Annotated in this window: 28 protein-coding genes; 20 read left to right on the forward strand and 8 right to left on the reverse strand. The window is 62.4% G+C overall.

Annotated elements, in window-relative coordinates:
* Positions 1–6 precede the first annotated feature (6 nt).
* The 4 genes from rplW to rpsJ form a co-directional block, all read right to left on the reverse strand.
* Positions 7–297, reverse strand: coding sequence for a 50S ribosomal protein L23 (gene rplW / locus SRB521_RS14275; protein ID WP_033116911.1), 291 nt, complete (start codon positions 295–297; stop codon positions 7–9).
* Positions 297–917: a 50S ribosomal protein L4 gene (gene rplD, locus SRB521_RS14280; RefSeq protein WP_033116912.1), complete on the reverse strand. Its 621-nt coding sequence runs from the start codon at positions 915–917 to the stop codon at positions 297–299. The genes rplW and rplD overlap by 1 nt, the downstream gene beginning before the upstream one ends.
* Positions 918–934: 17 nt before the next feature.
* Positions 935–1,660: a 50S ribosomal protein L3 gene (rplC, locus tag SRB521_RS14285; RefSeq protein WP_116722354.1), complete on the reverse strand. Its 726-nt coding sequence runs from the start codon at positions 1,658–1,660 to the stop codon at positions 935–937.
* A gap of 250 nt (positions 1,661–1,910) precedes the next feature.
* On the reverse strand, positions 1,911–2,225 hold the full coding sequence (gene rpsJ / locus SRB521_RS14290) for a 30S ribosomal protein S10 (protein ID WP_033116914.1): 315 nt from the start codon (positions 2,223–2,225) through the stop codon (positions 1,911–1,913).
* Positions 2,226–2,716: 491 nt separating this feature from the next.
* On the opposite strand from rpsJ, the gene SRB521_RS14295 reads away from it, so the two are divergent.
* From SRB521_RS14295 to SRB521_RS14345, 11 genes are all read left to right on the forward strand, one after another.
* The gene (locus tag SRB521_RS14295) at positions 2,717–3,163 is read left to right on the forward strand and encodes a MarR family winged helix-turn-helix transcriptional regulator (RefSeq protein WP_075704654.1); all 447 of its coding nucleotides are present in this window, start codon (positions 2,717–2,719) and stop codon (positions 3,161–3,163) included.
* Between the two features lie 138 nt (positions 3,164–3,301).
* Entirely contained in the window at positions 3,302–4,369 is a 1,068-nt protein-coding gene (locus tag SRB521_RS14300) for a putative glycoside hydrolase (RefSeq protein ID WP_075704655.1), read from the forward strand.
* A gap of 318 nt (positions 4,370–4,687) precedes the next feature.
* Positions 4,688–5,002 (forward strand): hypothetical protein, encoded by a 315-nt coding sequence (locus tag SRB521_RS14305; RefSeq protein ID WP_116722353.1) that lies wholly within the window; start codon positions 4,688–4,690, stop codon positions 5,000–5,002.
* Positions 5,002–6,957 carry a V-type ATP synthase subunit I gene (locus SRB521_RS14310; protein WP_116722352.1) on the forward strand — a complete coding sequence of 652 codons (1,956 nt, stop codon included), beginning with the start codon at positions 5,002–5,004 and terminating at the stop codon, positions 6,955–6,957. Before SRB521_RS14305 ends, SRB521_RS14310 begins: the two co-directional genes overlap by 1 nt.
* A gap of 1 nt (position 6,958) precedes the next feature.
* A complete protein-coding gene (locus tag SRB521_RS14315; RefSeq protein ID WP_033116918.1) occupies positions 6,959–7,447 on the forward strand; it encodes a V-type ATP synthase subunit K in 489 nt (162 codons plus the stop codon).
* Positions 7,448–7,490: 43 nt separating this feature from the next.
* The gene (locus SRB521_RS14320) at positions 7,491–8,177 is read left to right on the forward strand and encodes a V-type ATP synthase subunit E (RefSeq protein WP_058118502.1); all 687 of its coding nucleotides are present in this window, start codon (positions 7,491–7,493) and stop codon (positions 8,175–8,177) included.
* A gap of 32 nt (positions 8,178–8,209) precedes the next feature.
* Positions 8,210–9,211 carry a V-type ATPase subunit gene (locus SRB521_RS14325; protein WP_116722351.1) on the forward strand — a complete coding sequence of 334 codons (1,002 nt, stop codon included), beginning with the start codon at positions 8,210–8,212 and terminating at the stop codon, positions 9,209–9,211.
* Positions 9,204–9,524 carry a V-type ATP synthase subunit F gene (locus SRB521_RS14330; protein WP_033116921.1) on the forward strand — a complete coding sequence of 107 codons (321 nt, stop codon included), beginning with the start codon at positions 9,204–9,206 and terminating at the stop codon, positions 9,522–9,524. The genes SRB521_RS14325 and SRB521_RS14330 overlap by 8 nt, the downstream gene beginning before the upstream one ends.
* Before the next feature lie 48 nt (positions 9,525–9,572).
* Entirely contained in the window at positions 9,573–11,351 is a 1,779-nt protein-coding gene (locus tag SRB521_RS14335; RefSeq protein ID WP_075704658.1) for a V-type ATP synthase subunit A, read from the forward strand.
* Complete coding sequence (locus tag SRB521_RS14340; RefSeq protein ID WP_033116923.1) at positions 11,348–12,730, forward strand: V-type ATP synthase subunit B; 1,383 nt, start codon at positions 11,348–11,350, stop codon at positions 12,728–12,730. Before SRB521_RS14335 ends, SRB521_RS14340 begins: the two co-directional genes overlap by 4 nt.
* 3 nt (positions 12,731–12,733) lie before the next feature.
* The gene (locus SRB521_RS14345) at positions 12,734–13,447 is read left to right on the forward strand and encodes a V-type ATP synthase subunit D (protein WP_033116924.1); all 714 of its coding nucleotides are present in this window, start codon (positions 12,734–12,736) and stop codon (positions 13,445–13,447) included.
* A gap of 29 nt (positions 13,448–13,476) precedes the next feature.
* On the opposite strand, the gene SRB521_RS14350 is transcribed toward SRB521_RS14345, so the two are convergent.
* Positions 13,477–13,653 carry a ribbon-helix-helix domain-containing protein gene (locus tag SRB521_RS14350; protein WP_338068283.1) on the reverse strand — a complete coding sequence of 59 codons (177 nt, stop codon included), beginning with the start codon at positions 13,651–13,653 and terminating at the stop codon, positions 13,477–13,479.
* A gap of 97 nt (positions 13,654–13,750) precedes the next feature.
* Between SRB521_RS14350 and SRB521_RS16255 the strand changes: the two genes are divergently transcribed.
* Positions 13,751–13,915, forward strand: coding sequence for a hypothetical protein (locus tag SRB521_RS16255; RefSeq protein WP_165366651.1), 165 nt, complete (start codon positions 13,751–13,753; stop codon positions 13,913–13,915).
* A 50-nt stretch (positions 13,916–13,965) separates the two neighbouring features.
* On the opposite strand, the gene SRB521_RS14355 is transcribed toward SRB521_RS16255, so the two are convergent.
* A complete protein-coding gene (locus tag SRB521_RS14355) occupies positions 13,966–14,661 on the reverse strand; it encodes a ferritin family protein (RefSeq protein WP_058118505.1) in 696 nt (231 codons plus the stop codon).
* A gap of 159 nt (positions 14,662–14,820) precedes the next feature.
* On the opposite strand from SRB521_RS14355, the gene SRB521_RS14360 reads away from it, so the two are divergent.
* The 4 genes from SRB521_RS14360 to SRB521_RS14375 are packed head-to-tail and all read left to right on the forward strand — an operon-like array spanning position 14,821 to position 17,407.
* Positions 14,821–15,552 carry an ABC transporter ATP-binding protein gene (locus SRB521_RS14360; protein ID WP_058118506.1) on the forward strand — a complete coding sequence of 244 codons (732 nt, stop codon included), beginning with the start codon at positions 14,821–14,823 and terminating at the stop codon, positions 15,550–15,552.
* A 4-nt stretch (positions 15,553–15,556) separates the two neighbouring features.
* Positions 15,557–16,474 (forward strand): SufB/SufD family protein, encoded by a 918-nt coding sequence (locus SRB521_RS14365; RefSeq protein WP_033116927.1) that lies wholly within the window; start codon positions 15,557–15,559, stop codon positions 16,472–16,474.
* A complete protein-coding gene (locus SRB521_RS14370; protein WP_052082540.1) occupies positions 16,458–16,880 on the forward strand; it encodes a PaaI family thioesterase in 423 nt (140 codons plus the stop codon). The genes SRB521_RS14365 and SRB521_RS14370 overlap by 17 nt, the downstream gene beginning before the upstream one ends.
* A gap of 53 nt (positions 16,881–16,933) precedes the next feature.
* A complete protein-coding gene (locus SRB521_RS14375) occupies positions 16,934–17,407 on the forward strand; it encodes a PaaI family thioesterase (RefSeq protein WP_165366652.1) in 474 nt (157 codons plus the stop codon).
* Positions 17,408–17,457: 50 nt separating this feature from the next.
* On the opposite strand, the gene SRB521_RS14380 is transcribed toward SRB521_RS14375, so the two are convergent.
* Positions 17,458–17,649 (reverse strand): hypothetical protein, encoded by a 192-nt coding sequence (locus tag SRB521_RS14380; RefSeq protein ID WP_033116928.1) that lies wholly within the window; start codon positions 17,647–17,649, stop codon positions 17,458–17,460.
* Between the two features lie 162 nt (positions 17,650–17,811).
* Between SRB521_RS14380 and SRB521_RS14385 the strand changes: the two genes are divergently transcribed.
* The 4 genes from SRB521_RS14385 to SRB521_RS14400 all read left to right on the forward strand — a co-directional run bounded on the left by SRB521_RS14385 (position 17,812) and on the right by SRB521_RS14400 (position 22,025).
* Positions 17,812–18,162: an Asp23/Gls24 family envelope stress response protein gene (locus SRB521_RS14385; protein ID WP_058118508.1), complete on the forward strand. Its 351-nt coding sequence runs from the start codon at positions 17,812–17,814 to the stop codon at positions 18,160–18,162.
* A 38-nt stretch (positions 18,163–18,200) separates the two neighbouring features.
* Positions 18,201–19,856: a DAK2 domain-containing protein gene (locus SRB521_RS14390; protein ID WP_075704662.1), complete on the forward strand. Its 1,656-nt coding sequence runs from the start codon at positions 18,201–18,203 to the stop codon at positions 19,854–19,856.
* A gap of 88 nt (positions 19,857–19,944) precedes the next feature.
* Positions 19,945–21,132 (forward strand): MalY/PatB family protein, encoded by a 1,188-nt coding sequence (locus SRB521_RS14395; RefSeq protein WP_075704663.1) that lies wholly within the window; start codon positions 19,945–19,947, stop codon positions 21,130–21,132.
* Complete coding sequence (locus SRB521_RS14400; RefSeq protein WP_242943956.1) at positions 21,129–22,025, forward strand: DMT family transporter; 897 nt, start codon at positions 21,129–21,131, stop codon at positions 22,023–22,025. The genes SRB521_RS14395 and SRB521_RS14400 overlap by 4 nt, the downstream gene beginning before the upstream one ends.
* A 166-nt stretch (positions 22,026–22,191) precedes the next feature.
* On the opposite strand, the gene SRB521_RS14405 is transcribed toward SRB521_RS14400, so the two are convergent.
* The gene (locus SRB521_RS14405; protein ID WP_129868864.1) at positions 22,192–22,452 is read right to left on the reverse strand and encodes a hypothetical protein; all 261 of its coding nucleotides are present in this window, start codon (positions 22,450–22,452) and stop codon (positions 22,192–22,194) included.
* Between the last annotated feature and the right edge of the window lie 16 nt (positions 22,453–22,468).

Consider the following 22,468-nt stretch of genomic DNA (forward strand, 5'->3'; position numbering starts at 1 on the left):
TCCTCCTTACGCCTCAAAGAACTCGATGGCCTTGGAGTCCTCGGTCAGGGTGACCATGGCCTTCTTCCAGGAGGGGCGGCGACCGGCGGGGAACCGTCCGGTGCGCTTCTCCTTGCCATACATGTTCAGAGTATTGACCTTGGCCACCTTCACGCCAAAGATCTCCTCCACCGCCTTGGCGATCTCGATCTTGTTGGCGTCCTTGGCGACCTCAAAGGTGTAGCGCTTGTCCTCGGTCATCGACATAGACTTCTCGGTGATGATGGGGCGCTTAATGATGTCATAAGCCTTTGTCATTACGCAAACACCTCCTCGATGACGGCCAGCGCAGCCTTGTCGACGATGAGCTGCTTGGCGTTGAGAATGTCATAGACATTGATGAGCTTTGCGGTGGTGGCGCTCACGCCGGGGATGTTCCGGGCGGACTTCACCACGTTCATGTTGACCTCAGGGGTGACCAGCACGGCCTTGCCGGCGTTCACGGCGGTGAGGAAGCTCTGCATGGTCTTGGTCTTGATCTCGGGGACGTTCAGCTCATCCACCACGATCACGTTGCCCTCAGCGGCCTTGGCGGAGAGGACGGACTTGAGGGCCAGACGCTTCACCTTCTTGTTGAGGGTGTAGCGATAGGAGCGGGGCTTGGGGGCGAACACGATGCCGCCGTGGGTCCACTGGGGAGCCCGGGTGGAGCCCTGACGGGCACGGCCGGTCCCCTTCTGGCGGTAGGGCTTGATGCCGCCGCCGGAGACCTCGGCGCGGGTGAGGGCGGACTGGGTGCCCTGGCGGCAGTTGGCCAGGTGGTTCTTCACGACGGCGTGGACGACGTCCTCGTTGGGCTCGATCCCGAACACAGCTTCGGAGAGCTCCACTTCACCGACCTTGGTGCCGGACATGTTCACAACAGTTGCCTTAGGCATTTGGTTTCTCTCCTTTCTTACTTGTTACGGGCGGAAGCCTTCTGGGGATTGACGCGGGCGGAAGCCTTCTGCGGGTTGAGGCTGGCGTTGGCCGCGGCGCCCTTCTCCTTGACGTTGATCACGCTGTTGCGCAGATACACAACGCCGCCCTTGGGGCCGGGAACGGCGCCCCGCACGGCAATGATGCCCAGCTCAGGGTCGACCTTGACCACGTCCAGATTCAGGACGGTGACCTGCTCGTCTCCCATGTGGCCGGCACCGATCTTGCCCTTGAAGATGCGGGAGGGATCGGTGCTGGAGCCCATAGAACCAGCATGGCGGTGCACAGGGCCGCCGCCGTGGCTGGTGGGGGTGCGCTGGGCGCCCCAGCGCTTGATGACGCCGGCATACCCCTTACCCTTGCTGACGCCGGTGACGTCTACGCGGTCACCCTCGGCAAAGGTATCCACCTTGATCTCGTCGCCCACGTTCAGGTCGGCGGCGCCGTTGAGCTTGAACTCCTTGAGGACCTTCTTCCGGGCCTCGCCAGTCTTCTTCAGGTGGCCCAACTCAGGCTTGGTGAGTTTCTTTTCGGCAACATCTTCATAGCCCAGCTGGACCGCCTCATAGCCGTCCTTTTCCGTGGTCTTCTTCTGGACCACGGTGCAGGGGCCGGCCTCGATGACCGTGACCGGGATGATGTGGCCGGCTTCATCGAAGATCTGGGACATGCCCACTTTCTTGCCGATGATCGCCTTTTCCATGTGACTTCCTCCTTAAAATAAGGTTATTGGTCGGGAGAGGTGCCCATCAGGCTGGCATTGCTCTCGCGACTTGACCCGTCCATCTCAAAAACGCGATGGACTGCGGTACTGACTTCGTTACAAAGTCCGCTTTGCTCCGTTTTCGCCTGCGGCAAAAACCGCGCTGCGCTACCTTGTTCCTCGTCTCCGAATCAAACCCGCTTCGCCGGGCTTTGATCTGGCAGGACGGGAGATGTGCGGCGCACTTGGCTTACAGTTTGATTTCGATCTCAACGCCGGCGGGAAGCTCCAGGGCCATCAGGGCCTCCACCGTCTTGGGAGAGGGCTTGATGACGTCGATGAGGCGTTTATGGGTGCGGCGCTCGAACTGCTCACGGGAGTCCTTGTACTTGTGTACGGCGCGCAGGATGGTAACGACCTCCTTCTTAGTGGGCAGGGGCACGGGGCCGGACACGGTGGCGCCGGTGCGTTTGGCGGTCTCCACGATCTTCTCGGCACTCTGGTCGATCAGCTGGTGGTCGTACGCCTTGAGACGGATGCGGATCATTTCCTTCTGAGCTGCCATGGTTGTTCCTCCTTAAAACATACGAAGTGGTTTGTGACGTCTGCCGCTCCGTACGGTGAGAAATCTTTTATACACTCTTCCGTGCGTATCATTCCGAGGCATGAAGGAGGCCGGCACACATAACGTAGCCGGCCGTCGCACTCAAGTCCCGGCGATATACGCCGAGCGCATGATTTCTCAGCCGCCCGATCAACGGACATACTCCGCAGAAGTTACCTCATTTCTGAGCAATCTCCTGCATCATCGCAGACTGCGCCCAAACAGGCGCTTGATTATGATATAACATACAAGGCCCGATGTCAAGCATAAATTACACAATTTTCGCGTGTATTTCAAGGATTTCTTCGCCCTTCTCACCTGGGCCCCGCCTCCTCTCCATTTATAAACATTTCGTAAAACTTCCTCCGAGAGAATTGACGAACCCCGCAGAACGCGATATGCTCTGTTCATACACGAAATAGCCTCTCTTCTCTTGGAAAGGAGTTTTGGCGATGAAGGGTTCTGACGATATCCTGATGACCTATCTTCGGGTCTCCCAGCACATGTCCCGGCTGTTCCGCGTCCATTTTGGCCGGCTGCAGCTCACTTTCCCCCAGGCCCTGGTCCTCACCGTGCTGGGCGAGGAGGGTCCCATGCCCATCAGCACCCTGGCCGAACGCACCGGCAGCACCAATTCCACCGTTTCCGGCATCGTGGACCGCCTGGAGAAGTTGGAGCTGGCCCGCCGCGACCGCTCCGGTGAGGACCGCAGAGTGATCTATGTCGCCGTCACCGAAAACTATCGGGCGCTGCGGAAAAAGGCGGAGACCGACGTGGGCGGCTACTTCAGCTCCGTCCTGTGCTCCATGCCGAAGGAGGACCGACTCCTCATCACCTCCGCCTTGCACAAGCTGGATGAGGCTCTTTTGTCCAAGGAGGCGGAGGACGCTGGGCTGTAAGTTTGTTTTCCATGTGATTTTTCCCTCATTATCTGATATACTTACTTTATAGTAAACGGTTTTCCCGGCGGGCGCCGGACGGACGAATCCGGCGCGGTCCTCACTCCGTGCCGCTGTGACGAAGGATGGAATCCAAAAATGAGGAAACATTACGGCTACGACTCCTATCGGGGGCGCTCCCCGCTCCGCACATTTCTAAAGGCGACCGCCGTTGTACTGGCCGTGGTCCTGCTTCTGGGCGTGGCGGCGCTGTTTTTCCTGGAGCCCTATTGGGTCGTTTCCGCGGATGGGGCGCAGCTCCGCCTGCCTTGGAGCCAGCAGACGCCCGCACCTTCCGCCGAACCCAGCCCCTTCTCCTCCTCTCCCGTGGTGGTGGTCACGCCGGAGATCCAGACCCCGGCATATCTCCACGCCGCCTTTCTGCCCGGCGAGGCCCTCTATGACGGCAGCGCCGCAGCACGGCTTACGGAGGCCGGCGCAGAGGCGGCTCTTTTTGATATGAAAACCGATGAGGGGCTTCTGCACTACCGCTCCGAGCTCCCCCTGGCGGATCAGGCAGGCGTCAATCCGAAGGACACCGCTCTCAACGCCGCTATTCTGGCCCTCAACGGGACTGACGGGCTCTATACGGTGGCCCGCGTGTCCTGTTTCCGGGACAATTCCCTGCCCAAGGCGCGCAACGACATGGCCGTCCGCTCTCCCGCCGGAAACTGGAGGGACAACGGCGGCTATCGCTGGCTCTCCCCCTCCAGCAGCGACGCCCAGGGCTATCTCATCGATATCTGTCTGGAGCTGGCGGGCCTTGGTTTTGACGAGATCCTGCTGGACAACGCAGGGTACCCCGTGGACGGAAACTTGGATTATATCGTGAGGAACGATGCCTATGACAGCGCCCTCTTCCCCGCCACCGTCCGCGGCTTTTACACGGACCTGGTACAGCGGCTGGAGGAGCAGTACCCGGAAGTGGTCCTCTCCGTAGTCACAGACCGGGACACGCTAGAGGCTGCCACCAGCGAAGAGAGCGGCCAGACCCTGTCCGGCATGGCAGAGCGCATGGACCGGATCTGGGTCCGGGATCTGGGCGCCGCCTGGACACAGTGCGTCCAACTGCTGGACGAAGCCGGCCTCTCCCGGCCCGAGGTCAATCTGGTATCTATCGACACGCAGGCGGGCGTTTCAGACCGCAGTTGGTGCCTCTGGCCTTGACCCCGTCAAAACGCCGAATTTTCTCTCCATTTTTCTCCATCCTGATTTTGAGGCGGGGTTGGAGCTAAAAATTTTTTGTTCTCATTCTTCCTTTTCCGTCAGTATTTGGATACTATTTTCCCACTTATTACAATTTTAGGAGGCCGCACAGCGACAGCTTTTGTGTGGTCTCCTGAAATTTTTTCTATAGGCCCCACCAATTTAGACATTGGTTCAAGTTTGTATATTGATTTTGACGCCCCAAACGTGTATCATGGTAAGTATTCTGGGGCAGTATCCAGATGTTCGTGCTTAAGCACATGGAAAGGCGGTGATGGAATGTCTTTGGAAGCAGTCCAAAAGGTGACGGAAACCGAGCAGAAGGCCCGCGCGCGTAAGGCGGAGGCGGTGGAACAGGCAAAGAAGCTGATCGCCGACGCAGAACGTCAGGGCCGAGAGCGTCTGAGCGCGGCAAAGGCCGAGGCGGACGTCCAGGTCAAGGTCATGCTCACCAAAGCGGAGGAGTCCGCGGCGAAACACTCGGAAGCCGTCATGGAGGAAACGCGGCGGTCCTGCGACAGCCTGCGCCAAGCGGCGGAAGGTAAACTGGAGGACGCGGCGGCACTCATTATCAGAAGGGTAGTGGGAGTCTAATGTCCATTGTCAAAATGAAACGCCTGCGGCTGTTTTGCATGGCCGCCCACCGGGAGGAGCTTCTCCGCCAGCTCCAGCATCTGGGCTGCGTGCAGGTCCGGGAGCCCACCGACTGCATGGAGGATCCGGACTGGAGCGCCTTCATCCGGGTGGATGACACCGCTCTGGCGGACACCAGGGCCCGTGCCGACGCTCTGCGCGCCGCGCTGGAGCTCTTGAACCGCTATGCACCCTCCAAGGGCGGTCTGTTTTCTCCCAGGCCCGAGATCACCGAAGGGCAGCTCTTTGACGATCAGGCCCGGCGGGAAGCCTTGGACGCTGCGGAACGCATCACCGGACACGAAGCGCGCATCAACGCCATCTACGCAGAGCAGAGTAAGCTCGCCGCGCAGAAGGCCTCCCTCGCCCCCTGGCTGGAGCTGGAGGTGGATCTGAACACCCCGTCCACCCGCGAGGTCTCCGTGACCTTCGGCGCCTTTCCCGGATCGGCGGACCGGCAGGCGGTGGAGCGGGCGCTGGCCACTGCCACGGAGCTGGCCCAGCTCACTTGGGCCGGGCACGACCGGGAATTTCAGTATGTGCTTCTCCTCTGCCATCGAAAAGCGGAAGAGGAGGCCCTGGACCTTTTGAAGGGCTTTGGTTTCACTCCCTCCTCTCTGCGGGGCTGGGAGGGCACCGCCCGGGCCAACACCGACCGGATCGAGGCCCGTCTTGCTGAATTGGGCCGGGAGCTGGAGGCCTGCAGGGCCGCCATCTCCGGCGAGGTGGTCCACCGGGAGGACCTGAAGCTCTGCATGGACCGTATGACCCAGGACATCCAGCGGGAGGAGGTCAAGGGGCGGCTCCTGGCTTCCCAGACCACCATCTTTCTGGAGGGCTGGGTCCCGGCGGAGAGCCTGCCCCGTCTGGAGTCGCTCCTGAGCCGGTACCCCACCGCGTGGGAAGCCTCGGATCCCCAGCCAGAGGAATACCCCTCCGTGCCGATCCAGCTCAAGAACAATGCGCTGACCCGGCCTCTCAACATGGTCACCAATATGTATGTTCTCCCCGCCTATGACGGCGTGGACCCCAATCCGCTGATGGCCCCCTTCTTCATTTTCTTCTTTGGGCTGATGATGGCGGATATGGCATACGGCATTTTGATGGTCCTGGGCGCCGTCTTTATGTTCCGCGTCATGCGGCCCAAGGGCGGTATGCGGGACTTTGCCGGTCTGCTGCTGCTGTGCGGCATCAGCACCTTTATCATGGGCGCGCTGACCGGCGGCTTCCTGGGCGACTTTATTCCCCAGTTGGCCAAGATCATCAACCCCAACACCACACTCACCGAGCTTCCAGCCCTGTTCACCCCCCTCAACGACACACTGGCCATTCTGGTGGGCTCTCTGGCCCTGGGCCTGATCCAGATCATCACCGGCATGATCATCAGCGTGGTGCGCAAGGTGCAGGCCGGCCAGGTGGCCGACGCCATTTGGGACGAGGTGACCTGGTGGATCATCCTCGCCGGCATCGCCCTGGCCGTGCTGGGCATCGGCTCGGTGGGCGGCTATCCCGTGGTCCTGATCGTCGGACTCGTCATGCTGCTCTACGCCGGGACCCGGAATGCCAAGGGCTTTGGAAAGATCACCTCCCTCATCGGGACGGTCTACAACGGCGCCACCGGCTTTTTCAGCGACATCCTCTCCTACGCGCGTCTGATGGCTCTGATGCTGGCGGGCAGCGTCATCGCCCAGGTATTCAACACGCTGGGCTCGGTGACGGGCAACGTGATCGGCTTCGTGATCATCTCCCTCATCGGCAATATGCTCAACTTCGCGCTGAATCTGCTGGGCTGCTACGTTCATGACCTGCGGCTCCAGTGCCTGGAATTCTTCAACCGTTTCTACAAGGAGGGCGGCAAGCCCTTCCGGCCCCTGCTGATCCAAACCAAATATGTAGATATCAAGGAGGAAAATTAACATGGCTGAATTCATTGCTCAATTTGGCGGTATTGGTCTGGCGTTTCTGGGCGCCGCGCTGGCGGTGGGCCTGTGCTGCGTCGGCTCCGCGAAAGGCACCGGCATGGTGGGCGAGGCCGCTACCGGCGTCCTGAGTGAGAACCCTGAGCATTTCTCCAAGTGCCTGATCCTCCAGGTGCTTCCCGGCACCCAGGGCCTGTACGGATTGGTCATCTGGTTCTTCGCCCTGTTTACCATGGGCGCTTTCTCCGGCGGCATCGTGGACCTCTCCGTCACGCAGGGCCTCACCATCTGCGTCTCCTGTATCCCCATGGCCATCGGCGGCTGGCTGTCCGCCATCTATCAGGGCCGCGTGGCCGCCTCCGCCATCAATGTGGTCGCCAAGAAGCCCGACGACTGGGCCAAGGGCATTATCCTCTGCGGTATCGTGGAGTTCTACGCCATCCTGTCTCTGCTGGCCTCCGTGCTGCTGCTGATGAACGCTCTGTAAGGGCGGTCCTTCGGGACAAGACAGGAAGGAAAGGCGGTAACCTATGAACGGTATCGAAAAAATCACCGGTCAGATCGAGGCCGACGTCCAGCGCGAGATCGACGATCTGACCGCCCAGGCCCAGGCCCAGGCGGCGGAAATCCTGGCCGACTATGAGGCCAGGGCCAGGGCCGAGGCCGAGGCCACCCTGAAGCGGGGCGCTCTGGCCGCCGCCCAGCGGGAAGAGCGGCTGGGGGATATGGCCCGGCTGGAGGCCCGCAAGCTGACGCTGGGCACCAAGCAGGAGATGGTGGAAAGGGCTTTCCAGCGGGCGCTGGAGAAGCTCACCAGCCTGCCCGACGCCGAGTATGTCTCTCTTCTGGCCAATCTGGCCGCAGCCGGCAGCCGCTCCGGACATGAGGCTGTCATCTTCTCACAGAAGGACCGGGCCCGCTTCGGCAAGCAGGTCGTCACCCTGGCCAATGACATCCTGGCCCGGAAGGTGGCCCCCAAGCTTCCCGAGGAGCTCACCGGTTCCAAGGCCGGCGCCATTCTGGACAAGGTGGTGGCCGGCGCCTCCGCCGTGCTGGCAGGGACCGGCATGCTCACCCTGGCCGAGGAATCCCGTCCCATGGCCGGCGGTCTCATCCTCCGGGACAACAACGTGGAGACCAACTGCTCCTTCGAGGTGCTCATCCACCTCCAGCGGGACGCCCTGGCCGCGGAAGTGGCAAAGACTCTCTTTGATTAGGGCCTCTCGCCGCAAGGAAAGGAGGGTGACCATTGGCCAAAAAAATCAATGAGTACGACTATCTCTATATTTCGGCCCGCATCCATGCGATGGAAAACCGGCTCCTGACCCGGGAGCGCATGGAGCGGATGCTGGGCGCCCACAGCGTGGACGACGCCGCCAAGGTCCTGTCCGAGTGCGGTTACGGGGAGTTCGCCTCCCTGACGCCCGCCTCCATCGAGCACACCCTGGATCAGGCCAGGCTGGAGCTGTTCACCGAGCTGCGCCGCTCCGTGCCCGACCCCAGCATCGTGGACGTGTTCTGTATCAAGTACGACTACCACAACGCCAAGGTGCTCCTGAAGGCGGAGGCCACCGGGCAGCGTCCGGACGGGCTGTTCCTGGACGCCGGCCGCTATCCCGCCGCCGCCCTGCAGGAGGACTACCTCAAGGGAGATCTGAGTCGGTACAGCGAGACCTTCCGGGCCGCCGTGGCGGAGGCCAAGGACACCATGGCCTCCAGCGGCGACCCGCAGGCCGCGGACTTTGTGCTGGACCGGGCCTATTATGCGGAGATGCTCCAGGCGGCGGAGGCCGCCCGCAGCCAGTTCCTTCTGGGCTACGTCCGGCTGTCCATCGACAGCGCCAACCTGCGCTCGGCGGTCCGCTCCGCGCGGATGGGCAAGGGGGCGGACTTCCTCCGCCGGGCGCTGATCCCCGGTGGGAATGTGAGTCTGGACAGCATCACCGCCGCCGTCACCGGCCGCGGCGAGCTGACGCAGGTCTTTTCCCACACCTATCTGGAGGCCGCCGCGGCCTCCGGCGCCGAAGCGGTCAAGGGGGGCGCCCTCACCGACTTTGAGCGGCTCTGCGACAACGCCCTCACCGCTTATCTCACCCAGGGAAAGCGGGTGGCCTTCGGTGAGCACCCCCTGATCGGCTATCTGTACGCCAAAGAGAACGAGCTCACCACCATCCGCATCATCCTCACCGGCCGGCTGGCCGGGCTGGATTCGGATACCATCCGGGAAAGGCTGCGTGAGAGCTATGTCTAACGAAAAATACCGCATCGCCGTGCTGGGGGATCAGGCCAGCGTCCTGGGCTTCAAGGCCCTGGGGCTGGACGTCTACCCCGCCGAGACGGTGGAGGCGGCCCGGGAGATCCTCCACCGCCTGGCCAAGAGCGACACCGCCATTATCTACCTCACCGAACAGCTTGCCCAGGGGCTGGAGCCGGAGATCGCCCGCTACAAGGATAATCTGACCCCCGCCATCATCCTTATCCCCGGCAAGGGCGGCAGTCTGGGCATCGGCATGGCCAACGTGAAAAAATCCGTGGAACGGGCGGTAGGCGCGGATATCCTGTAATCCCCCGCCCGCATCGCAGCGAAATCACCCGAAAGAAGGTCGATATATTTGAGCAGCGGAAAGATCGTAAAAATCTCCGGCCCGCTGGTGGTCGCCACGGGACTTTCGGACGCCAACATGGCCGACGTGGTCCGCGTGGGCGAGCAGCGCCTCATCGGCGAGATCCTCACCATGAACGGGGACTCCGCCTCCATCCAGGTCTATGAGGAGACCTCCGGCCTGGGCCCCGGCGCGGCGGTAGAAACCACCGGCTCCCCCCTGTCGGTGGAGCTGGGCCCCGGCCTGATCGAAAATATCTACGACGGCATCCAGCGGCCCCTGGAGGGCATCATGAAGATCGCCGGCTCCACCATTACCCGCGGCATCGAGGTCCCGGCCCTGGACCGCCAGAAGCACTGGGACTTCCAGGCCACCGCCAAGCCCGGCGACAAGGTGGAGGGCGGCGACGTCATCGGCACCGTCCAGGAGACCTCCTCCGTCCTCCACAAGATCATGATCCCTCCCAAGATGAGCGGCACCCTGGAGACCATCCAGTCCGGCTCCTTCACCGTGCTGGACACCGTGGCCACCCTGCGCACCCCCAAGGGGGACGTGGTGCCCCTCACCATGACGCAGAAATGGCCCGTCCGTGTGGGCCGCCCCTACAAACACAAATATCCCCCCAAGACGCCCCTTCTCTCCGGCCAGCGCATCGTGGACGCCATGTTCCCCGTGGCCAAGGGCGGCACCGCCGCCATCCCCGGGCCCTTCGGCTCCGGCAAGACCGTCATGCAGCACCAGCTGGCCAAGTGGTCCGATGTGGATATCGTCATCTACATCGGCTGCGGCGAGCGCGGCAACGAGATGACCGACGTGCTCCGGGAGTTCCCCGAGCTGGTGGACCCCCGTACCGGCGAGTCCCTGATGAAGCGGACCGTGCTCATCGCAAACACCTCCGATATGCCTGTGGCCGCCCGTGAGGCGTCCATCTACACCGGCATCACCATTGCCGAGTATTTCCGTGACATGGGGTACGACGTGGCCGTTATCGCCGACTCCACCTCCCGCTGGGCCGAGGCCCTGCGCGAGATGTCCGGCCGCCTGGAGGAGATGCCCGGCGAGGAGGGCTACCCCGCCTACCTCGCCTCCCGTCTGGCCCAGTTCTACGAGCGGGCCGGTTCGGTGGAGTGCATCACCTCCCAGGGAGACCGCCGCGGCAGCCTGACCGCCGTGGGCGCGGTCTCTCCCCCGGGCGGCGACCTCTCCGAGCCCGTCAGCCAGGCCACCATGCGCATCGTCAAGGTGTTCTGGGCTTTGGACGCCTCGCTGGCCTACCGCCGTCACTTCCCCGCCATCAACTGGCTCAACTCCTATTCCCTGTACCTCGACTCCCTCAAGCCCTGGTACGACGAGAATCTGGGGCCCCAGTTCATGGTCAACCGCGACAAGGCCATGAGCATCCTCCAGGAGGAGGCCAGCCTCAACGAGATCGTCCAGCTGGTGGGCAAGGACTCCCTGTCCGCCGCCGACCAGCTCACCCTGGAGACCGCAAAAATGCTGCGGGAGGATTTCCTCCAGCAGAACGGCTTCATGGAGGTGGACTGGTACTCCAGCTATGACCGCCAGGACAAGATGCTGGGCATGATCCTGGAGTACGACAAGCTCTGCCGCGCCGCCATTGTAAAGGGCGCCCCGGTGACCGACCTCTTCGCCATCCCCTTCCGGGAGCGGATGGGCCGCGCCAAGAGCGTGCCCGACGCCGACTATCCCGCCGTCTATGCCGCCATGGAGCAGGAGATGGCCGAGCAGATCGACGCGGCGGTTGCCAAGGGAGGTGCTGAGGAATGATTCGTGAATACCGCACCATTCAGGAGGTCAACGGACCCCTGATGCTGGTCAAGCAGGTCCAGGGCGTCGCCTACGACGAGCTGGGCGAGATCGAGCTGCCCGACGGCTCCGTCCGCCGCTGCCAGGTGCTGGAGGTCAACGGCGATACCGCCGTGGTCCAGCTTTTCGAGCCCTCCGCCGGCATCAATCTGGCCGAGTCCAAGATCCGCTTCCTGGGCCATCCGCTGCAGCTCGGCGTATCCGGCGACATGCTGGGCCGGGTCTTTAACGGCATGGGCCAGCCCATCGACGGCGGCCCCGCCATCCTGGCCGAGGAGTTCCGGGACATCAACGGCCTGCCCATGAACCCCGCCGCCCGGGACTACCCCAATGAGTTCATTCAGACGGGTATCTCCACCATCGACGGCCTGAACACCCTGGTCCGCGGCCAGAAGCTGCCCATCTTTTCCGGCTCCGGCCTGCCCCACGCCAATCTGGCCGCCCAGATCGCCCGCCAGGCCAAGGTGCTGGGGGACGACGCGGGCAATTTCGCCGTGGTCTTTGCCGCCATCGGCATCACCTTCGAGGAGGCCGACTTCTTTATCCAGGACTTCCGCCGCACCGGGGCCATCGACCGCACCGTGCTCTTCACCAACCTGGCCAACGACCCGGCCGTGGAGCGTATCGCTACCCCCCGCATGGCCCTGACCGCCGCCGAGTATCTGGCCTTTGAGAAGGGCATGCACGTGCTGGTCATCCTTACCGACATCACCAACTATGCCGAGGCCCTCCGGGAGGTGTCCGCGGCCAAGAAGGAGGTCCCGGGCCGCCGCGGCTATCCCGGCTACCTCTATACCAACCTGGCCACCATCTACGAGCGGGCCGGTCGTCAGTTGGGCAAGCCCGGCTCCATCACCCTCATCCCCATCCTCACCATGCCCGAGGACGACAAGACCCACCCCATCCCCGACCTCACCGGCTATATCACCGAGGGCCAGATCATCCTCTCCCGCGAGCTCTACCGCAAGGGCATCAATCCCCCTGTGGACGTGCTGCCCTCCCTGTCCCGTCTGAAGGACAAGGGCATCGGCGTGGGGCGGACCCGCGAGGACCACGCCGGGACCATGAACCAGCTCTTCGCCGCCTATGCCACCGGCAAAGAGAACAAGGAGCTGATGTCCATCCTGGGCGAGGCGGCTCTCTCCCCCACCGATCTCCTGTACGCCAAGTTCGCCGATGAGTTCGAAAAGCGGTATGTGAACCAGGGCACCGACGAGAACCGCTCCATCACCGAGACCCTGGACCTGGGCTGGGACCTTCTGTCCATCCTGCCCGCCTCCGAGCTCAAGCGGATCAAGCCGGAGTTCATTGAAAAGTACCTCCCGAAAAAGGAGGGATAACGCATGCCTGCGACCACTGTGAATCCCACCCGAATGGAGCTCACCCGCCTCAAGGGGCGGCTGAAGACGGCCCGCCGGGGCCACAAGCTCCTGAAGGATAAGCGGGACGAGCTGATGAAGCAGTTTCTGGATGTGGTCCGGGAAAACCGCGCCCTCCGGAGGCGGGTGGAGGAGGCCCTGATGCAGGCCCACGGCTCCTTTACCGTGGCCTCGGCCCTGATGTCCACCGAGATGCTGGAGCAGTCCCTCATGTACCCCAAGCAGTCTGTGGAGCTGACCATGGACTTCCAGAACGTCATGTCGGTCAACGTGCCGGAGTACCACTTCAAGACCAAGAACGCCGAGGCGGGGGACGTGTACCCCTACGGCTTTGCCGCCACCTCCGGCGCTCTGGACGACGCGGTGGACGCCCTCTCGGGCGTGTTCCAGGATATGCTGCGCCTGGCTGAGATGGAAAAGACCTCCCAGCTCCTGGCAGAGGAGATCGAAAAGACCCGCCGCCGGGTCAACGCCCTGGAATACGTCAAGATCCCCCAGATGGAAGAGAGCATCAAATATATCTCCATGAAGCTGGATGAAAATGAGCGCGCCTCTACCATCCGCCTCATGAAGGTCAAGGATATGCTCCTCAAAGACGCCATCGAGGAGAAGAGAGCCGAAGACGCCAGGGCCATCAGGACCTTCGGCGGCTCAGGCGAAGGTCCCCAGGAGATATAATGATAGAACACGCCAAAAGAGGAGGGCGCTCAATAGAGCGCCCTCCTCTTCTCATATTTTTTGAGCAGGTCCTCAATGGCCTCATCCAGGAGCCGGGATTTGGGGACCCGCGTCTCAGCAGAGAGCTGGTTAAATTGTGGAACCAGTTCATTTTTCAAGGATGAGATAAACTTCGTCCGATTTACCAGTTGTGCTTCACCCATCATATTACCCCCCTATACACCATGTATGCACTATATCATATGCAACTTTTTTCAACAAGTGGTACATACATGGTATATACTAAGTACAGAGGTGATATAGATGGAAAACACAAAAACCTGCGAGACCTGCAAACACTTTATCCAACACTACTACAAGTTCGGACAGACCTTCCGCCCGCTGTCCGTGGGGCACTGCACGGACCCCCGCTGCCGGGACAAGAAGGTGGAGACCCCCGCCTGCCACCGCTATCTCCTGAAAAAGTGAGGCCCCAAAACTGTGCCCGCTGCAACCCTCGGGTTGCAGCGGGCACGGCTTTACATTTTCTCCAGCATCCCACGCAGCATCCAGCCGTGGGCGTTTTCGTCCTCCGCCAGCTCCAGGTACAGCTCCCGCAGGCAGGGGTCCTCGGTCCGTCCGGCGGCGGCGCGGTACTCCGCCTCCCCCTTCTGTTCTCCCAAAAAGCGGCTGCGCAGGGTGCTCAGATAGGTCCCCTCCAGCCGCACAGGGGCCCGGTCCGCCGGCCAGTAGCGCACGCCTGAGATGAGAAAATAGGCCGCAGAGAGCCGCTTGGCGTGGCGCTTCTCATCCGCCGCCATGGAGGCGAAGGTCCGGGAGGCCTGCCCGGCGGTCCGCCGGGACAGCGCGGTATAGGTCCTGTGGTCTCCCAGCTCATCCTCAATGAAGGCCTGGAGCTCCGCGCCGTGGACGGCGGAGGAGGGGCCCAGACAGCGGATATCGGCGGCCTCCGCCCGCCTGGGCTCCGGGGCGGGAGAGGGCTCCGGCTGGACCGGAGCCGGCATCGCCGGCACAGGGGCCGGCTCGGGAGCCGTGACCTGGGGCATATACCCCTGTATGTACTGGGGGGCGTGCGGCCATTCCGCCGCCGGAACGGGCTCGATGGGGCTCTCCGCCCCGCCCGAGCGCGTCACGCGCCCCCACACCCGCTCGAAGATCTCGCGGTCGCTGCCGCAGAGTCCCGGGCCCGGCTGTGGCATCTGATTCTGTTCCATATGAAACTGCCTCCTATAAATCCAGTGATTCAGTCCATACTATGCAGAAGCGGCCAAACCGGCACGGGCCGGGGAGGAAAAGAAATTCTTGTTAATCAATCGGAATTATGGTAGAATAAAAAGTCAAGATGCGACATAGAAACAAAAGGAGTCCTTAACATGCTGGAAATCAGGCATTTATCCTATCAGGTGTCCGACGAATCCGGCGGGGAGCTCGGCATCCTCAACGACGTCTCCCTTACCATCGCGGATCACAAATTCGTGGTCGTCACCGGCCCCAACGGCGGCGGCAAGACCACGCTGGCGAAGGCCATTATGGGGCTGGTGAAGCCCACCTCCGGCTCCATCCTCTGGAACGGCGAGGATATCACCGGCCTTTCCATCACCGACCGCGCCCGGAAGGGCATCAGCTACGGCTTCCAGCAGCCCCCCCGGTTCAAGGGCCTGCGGGTCCGGGATCTGCTGGAGCTCGCCTCCGGCCGCCAGGACCTCTCCCACGAGGAGGAGTGCCAGTACCTCACCCGGGTGGGCCTGTGCGCCAACGACTATATCGACCGCGAGGTGGACGCCTCCCTCTCCGGCGGCGAGGTCAAACGCATAGAGATCGCCACCATCCTGGCCCGGTCCGCGGGGCTGATGATCTTTGACGAGCCGGAGGCCGGCATCGACCTGTGGTCCTTCTCCCGTCTGACCGAGACCTTCCGCCAGCTCCATGACGAGAAGAGCGCCACCCTGGTGGTCATCTCCCATCAGGAGCGCATCATCGATCTGGCCGACGAGATCGTGATGGTCTCCGGCGGCGTCATCACCCAGCATGGCCCCAAGGAGGAGATCTTTCCTCAGATCCTGGCCAACACCGTGTCCGGGTGCAGCTATATGAAGGAGGCGTAACACCATGGACAAATTAGAAGCCAAGCTCCTCAAGGAGATCGCCGACCTGGACAGTCTCCCCGTGGGGGCCTATAACATCCGCAAAAACGGCGGCGCGGGCGGCCGGAACAACACCGCCCACATCGTGATCGACACCAAGACCGACAAGTCCGGCATCGACATCCACATCGCCCCCGGCACCAAGCATGAGTCGGTCCACATCCCCGTCATCATCACCGAGACCGGCCTCACGGAGCTGGTGTACAACGATTTCTATATCGGCGAGGACTGCGACGTGGACATCGTCGCCGGCTGCGGCATCCACAACGGCGGCTGCGATACCAGCCAGCACGACGGCGTGCACACCTTCCACGTGGGCAAAAACGCCAAGGTGCGCTATTATGAAAAGCACTACGGCGAGGGCGAGGGGACCGGCAAGCGCATCTTCAACCCCCAGACCATCGCCTATCTGGAGGAGGGCGCCTCCATCCATATGGAGACCACGCAGATCCGGGGCGTGGACTCCACCAAGCGCTACACCAAGATCGTGGTGGGCCCCGGCGGCGAGGGGACCATCACTGAGAAGCTCCTCACCGACGGCGCGCAGGTGGCCGAGTCCGAGATGGACATCGTCCTGGCCGGTGATGGCGCCTCCGGTCGGGTCATCTCCCGCTCTGTGGCCCAGGACGAGTCCCAGCAGATCTTCTACCCCAGAATGATCGGCGAGGCCAAGTGCTTCGGCCATGTCCAGTGCGACTCCATCATCATGGGCAACGCCAAGATCAAGTCCATCCCCGCCATCACCGCCGAGTGTCCCGACGCCCAGCTCATCCACGAGGCCGCCATCGGCCGCATCGCGGGAGACCAGCTCATGAAGCTCATGACCCTGGGCCTTACCGAAGAGGAGGCCGAGGAGAGGATACTCAATGGCTTCCTGCAATAAGAAAAACATTCTGGACGCCCAGGCCATCGCCGAAAAGGACCCCTTCTCCACCCGCAACAACATTCGTGTTACCGCCGCCTATGCCGACGGCAGCGGCGAGGGCGAGCTGACGATCACGCCGGAATGTCTCAACCCCAGGGGCGCGGTCCACGGCGGCTGCCTCGCCACGCTGGCCAACGCCGTCAGCGGCTGGGTGGCGGGTGCCGTGCAGCACTGCAACAGCGCCACCGCCAGCTATACCCTCAACTTTCTCCGTCCGGCCATGGGCACCAGCCGGAAAATCCGCTGCCGGGCCGCGCCGGTAAAACTGGGCCGGACGCTGTGCGTCTATCACGTAGTTCTCCTGGACGACGCCGACACCGTGGTGGCCAGCGGAGACTTTACCTATTTTATGTCGGCCCTATAAGTCTTTGAATCATGCCTGTCCCCATTCTCAGGGGGCCAGGGAAAGGATGCTCCATGGATTCTTCCACGAAAAAAAAGCTTTTGGACGCCGAGGCCATCGCCCGGTACGATCCCTTTTCTTCCCACAACAACATTCGGGTCACCGCCACCTACGAGGACGGCAGCGGCGAGGGCGAGCTGATCGTCACCCGCGAGAGCCTGAACCCCCACGGCATTGTCCACGGGGGCTGTCTGGCCGCCCTGGCCGACTCCGTGGGCGGCTGGACCGCCTCCTCCGCCCAGCACCGCACCTGCGTGACGGTGAACTATGCCTTCCACTTTCTCCGTCCGGCCATGGGCACCAATCAGAAGATCCGCTGCCGGGCCACACCGGAAAAAACGGGGCGTACGCTCAGCGTCTATCACGTATCCCTCACCGACGACGAGGGCCTGGAGGTGGCCACCGGGAACTTTACCTTCTTTATGATGGACAAGCGGCTCAACGGCACCACCCCGGAATGTCTGGAGCACACCGCGGACGAGTCATAGAAAACAAGGCCCGGAGCAATGGCTCCGGGCCTTGTCTATCCATCATTTTTTCACTCGTCCCAGTCGGCATAATCGTCGAACTCGGAGGGGTGGCAGCAGCACTCGCCCTTCTCGGAGAGCTTATCTTTCAGGCAGCACAGACTGCTGGTGATCTTGTCCCAGTAAGCCACGACACAGCACACCGCCGCGGCCAGCGCCAAGGACCAGCCGACGATCTTCAACACAAAACGGGCAACTTTCATCCCAAATACGCCTCCCATTGTTCAGAGATATTCATAGTGTACACGATTTCTGTGCAAATTACAATCACCCCTTATAACTTTTTCCCTTGTATTTAAGGCCAAAATAGAATACAATATATAAAATCCAAAATAGGTATACTCTGTCCTGTAAGGAGGTTCCATATGAGACTGGAAACAGAGCGGGGCGCCATCTCCATCAGCCCTGACGTCTTCACCAACATCACCGGCGCCGCGGCCACCAACTGCTACGGCGTCAAGGGTATGGCTGTGCGCTCCACCACCGACGGCCTGGTCCATCTCCTGCGCCGGGAATCCATGGCCAAGGGCGTCAAAGTCCGCTTCAACGACGACGCCACCGTCTCCATCGAGCTCCACATCATTGTGGACAACGGCGTAAATCTCACCGCCGTCAGCCGCTCCATCATGAGTGAGGTGCGCTATATCGTCGAGCGCATCACCGGCGTGAAGGTAAAAAATGTGGACGTCTGCGTAGACTCCATGGTCATCGGCTGATCGCCCAGCCCAAACCGTCATAGAAAGGAACATTCGACATGAGAGGAACCATTGACGGGGCGTCGCTGGCTCAGATGGTGATCCACGCCGCGGCCTCCATCAATTCCCAGAAGCAGCAGATCAACGAGCTCAACGTCTTTCCGGTCCCCGACGGGGATACCGGCACCAACATGAGCATGACCATCTCCACCGCCGCCGCCGAGCTGAAGAAGAAGGCGCCCGCCGGCGTGGGCGCGGTGGCCCAGACCAACGCCAACGCCCTTCTGCGGGGCGCCCGCGGCAACTCCGGCGTCATTCTCTCCCTCCTGTTCCGGGGCTTTGCCAAGGCCCTCAAGGACAAGGAGCAGGCTGACGGCGGCGACTTCGCCGTGGCCCTGGATTACGGCGTGGCAACCGCCTACAAGGCGGTGATGAAGCCCGCCGAGGGCACCATCCTCACCGTCTCCCGCCTGGCCGCCCGGCGGGCCGCGGAGGCCGCCCGTGAGGACCGCTCCGTGGAGTTCGTGCTGGACGAGGCCATCAAGGAGGGCCACATCGCCCTGGCCGACACCGTCAACCAGAACCCGGTTCTCAAGAAGGCCGGCGTGGTGGACGCCGGCGGCAAGGGCTTCCTGGTCATTCTCCAGGGCATGCTGGACGAGCTGCGGGGCGAGCCCATGCCCGCGGGCACGGAGGACGAGGCGCCCTCCAAGGTCCAGGAGCACGCTGATTTCGGCACCTTCAAGACGGAGGACATCAAATTCGGTTACTGCACCGAGTTCATCTGCTCCCGTGACAGCAAGAAGGACCCGGAGGCCCTGCGGGGCTTTCTCTCCGCACTGGGCGACTCCCTGGTGCTGGTGGACGACGACGAGATCATCAAGGTCCACGTCCACACCAACCACCCCGGCAAGGTGCTGGAGGAGGCCATCACCTACGGCTCGCTCCAGACCGTGAAGATCGAAAACATGCGCAATCAGCACACCGAGATCCTGGAGGAGGCCGCCGGCCATCCCGCAGAACAGGAGGAGGTGCGCAAGGTGGCCCCCCCGGAGAAGAAATACGGCTTCGTCTCCGTCTGCGCCGGCGACGGCATCAGCGCCGTGTTCCGGGACCTGGGGGTGGACGGCATCATCTCCGGCGGACAGACCATGAACCCCTCCACCGAGGATATCATGAAGGAGATCGACAAGACGCCTGCCGAGGTGGTCTATGTCCTGCCCAACAACAAAAACATCATCATGGCCGCCGAGCAGTGCGTCCCTCTGGCTGAAGGCAAAACCGTGGTGGTCCTGCCCAGCAAGACCATTCCCCAGGGCGTCTCCGCGTTGCTGTGCTTTGCCCCCGACGCCTCTCAGGAGGACAACACCCAGGCCATGACCCAGGCGCTGGGGAACGTCCATACCTCCCAGATCACTTATGCCGCCCGCAACTCCGACTTCGACGGCTTCGACATCAAGGAGGGGGACTATCTGGCCCTCAGCGAGAGCCAGCTCTTCGGCACCGACCGGGATATCCTGGCCCTGCTCCGGCGGCTGGCCCAGGATGCGCCGCAGAAGGAGGCCGAGTTCATCACCGTCTATTACGGCGAAGATGTGACCGAAAGCCAGGCCCAGACCGCCTTGGAGATCTTCACCGCCGAGTGTCCCAACGCCGAGATCACCCTGCTCTCCGGCGGACAGCCCGTCTACTATTATCTCATTTCGGCGGAATAAGCCCCGCCGCTCTGCCAGGAAGGCGGCCGCGAGGCCGCCTTCCTGTTATGTTCATTGACCCGAAAGAGAGAAAGGAGCTGGTCCCCCTATGTATGATTTCACCACCCTCCGCCCCCGGAGAGGCATCGGCGCCTCCAAGTGGCAGCCTCTGGAGCGGGCAGGCGTCGCCGACCCCGACGTCATCCCCTTTTCCATCGCGGACATGGACCTGATGACCGCGCCGGAGATCATCTCCGCCCTGCGGGAGGCCGCCGAGTTCGGCGTCTACGGCTACACCTCCATGGATGAGGCGTATCGCTCCGCTGTGGCGGGATGGATGCGCCGCCGCCACGGCTGGGAAATCCAGCCGGGCTGGATCATCAACGCCTTCGGCGTGGTCCACGCCGTGGGACAGGCTGTGCAGGCCTTTACCCAGCCGGGAGAGGGCGTCATCTTCCAGACCCCCGCCTATCCCCCCTTCCTCCGTATCCTCCAGGCCACGGGCCGGACGCCCCTTTCCAATCCTCTGCTGCGCGGGGAACAGGGCTATACCCTGGATTTCGAGGCGCTGGAGGCCCTGTGTGCCCGCCCCGACGCCAAGCTGCTCCTCTTCTGCTCCCCCCACAACCCCACGGGACGGGTATGGTCGGAGGAGGAGCTCCGCCGGGTGGCGGATATCTGCGCCCGCAACGGCGTTCTGCTCTTCTCCGACGAGATCCATTTTGACTTTATCGCCCCCGGCCACCGCCATACCGTTCTGGCCACACTGGACGAGCAGACCCGGGACAACTGCATCGTGGGCACCTCCGCCAGCAAGACCTTCAACCTGGCGGGGCTGTCCACCGCCAACATCATCATCCCCAACGATACGCTGCGCCGCCGCTTCCGCGCCAAGACCGACGGCTATACGGGAGGCTACACCGGCTATTTCGGCCTGACGGCCACCCGGACCGCCTATGAAAAGGGCGAGGCCTGGCTGGATGCGCTGCTGGTCCATCTGGAGGGCAACTTCCGCCTTTGCCGGGAGTTTCTGGCCCAGCGGTTCCCCTCGGCATGGGTGGCCCCGTGGGAGGGCACTTATCTCCTCTGGGCCGACTTCTCCTGCCTGGGTCTGACGCCAGAGGAGCAGGAGCGCTTCATGCGGGACGAGGCCGGGCTGTTTCTGGATGAAGGGTACATATTCGGCCGGGAGGGCGCCGGATTTGAACGCATGGTGCTGGCCTGCCCCCGCCTCCAATTGGAGCGGGCCCTGGAGCGGTTGGACCAGGCGGCCGCCCGGCGGGGCCTGCCCCGGTGAGGCCCCTGTCCCCCCGGGAGGGCACATTCAACCCGAAATACGGGCTCTTCCTCGGCGTTCTGGGCGCCTCCTTTTCTTCTATTTTTGTCCGCTGGTCCGCCGCCCCCTCTCTGGTGACCGCCACCTGGCGGCTGGGCTGGGCGGTGCTGCTGCTCCTCCCCTCCGTGCTACTCCGGCACCGGGAGGAGCTCAGGGCCGCCACAGGCCGGGACCTCCTCTTCTGCGCCCTCAGCGGCCTGCTGCTGGCGTTCCACTTCACGGCCTGGTTTGAATCCCTCAAGTGGACCTCCATCGCCTCCTCCACCGTACTGGTGTCCACAGAGGTCATCTTTTCCGCCCTGGGCTTTGCCCTTTTTCTCCGGGGAACGATCCCCAGACCAGGAGTCCTAGCCATTGTTCTGGCCTTCGGCGGCAGCGTGGCGCTGGCCCTGTCGGATTCCGGCGGTGCCGGCGCCCTGAAGGGGGATCTTCTGGCCGTGGCGGCGGCGGTCTTTGTGGCCGCCTATACCCTCATCGGGCAGGTACAGCGCGGACACCAGTCCACCACCGTCTATACCTTTCTCACCTATGCCTCCTGTCTTGCCGCCCTGCTGTGTATGGACCTTTTCACCGGCACGCCCATTCTGGGCTGGGGTCTCCGGGAAGCGGCTGTGGGTCTGCTTCTGGCGGTCTTCTGTACCCTGCTGGGCCACTCTCTTTTCTCCTGGAGCCTCAAATGGCTCTCCTCCGCCTATGTCTCCGCCGCCAAGCTGTGTGAGCCGGTATTCGCCTCGATACTCGGCTTTTTCCTCTTTCGGGAGGCTATCCGTCCTCTCCAGGCTCTGGGCGCCCTGATCGTATTGGCCGGCGTATTTCTCTATACCCGCGCGGAGACTTCCTATGCCTCCGCCTAAAAAGCGAAGAGCCGCCGGGCTTGCAGCCCGGCGGCTCCGTTCCCGGCTCCGACTCCCCGGCCCTCTGGTTTCTACAAAGGGAGACTGGCGCTCCGTCAGTCCCTCTACCGCCGCTTCACAGGCTCCCGGGGAGACCGTCCGTGCTCTGTCACAGCAATGTGAAAAATTAGGGGTTGCTTTTTCCTGTTTTCAGGTGTAAAATAACTCCAACCATTTTGAGTGAGGTATTTTTATGCAAAAGATCCGCCTCACAACCGAATCCCGTTCCTTTACCTATTTTGGCTGGGCTCGATTTACGGGCGCCGGCTTTTTTGGCATGGGTAAAAACAGCGGGATAAAGTGAATGGGCGGGCCCTCCCAAGGGCTCCTTGCATCGTCTTACCGTGCGCTCATTGATTTTATCGTCAATGGGCGCATTTTTTGTCATCCGCATCCGCGCCCAT

It is taken from the genome of Intestinimonas butyriciproducens (assembly GCF_004154955.1).
GTDB lineage: Bacteria > Bacillota > Clostridia > Oscillospirales > Oscillospiraceae > Intestinimonas > Intestinimonas butyriciproducens.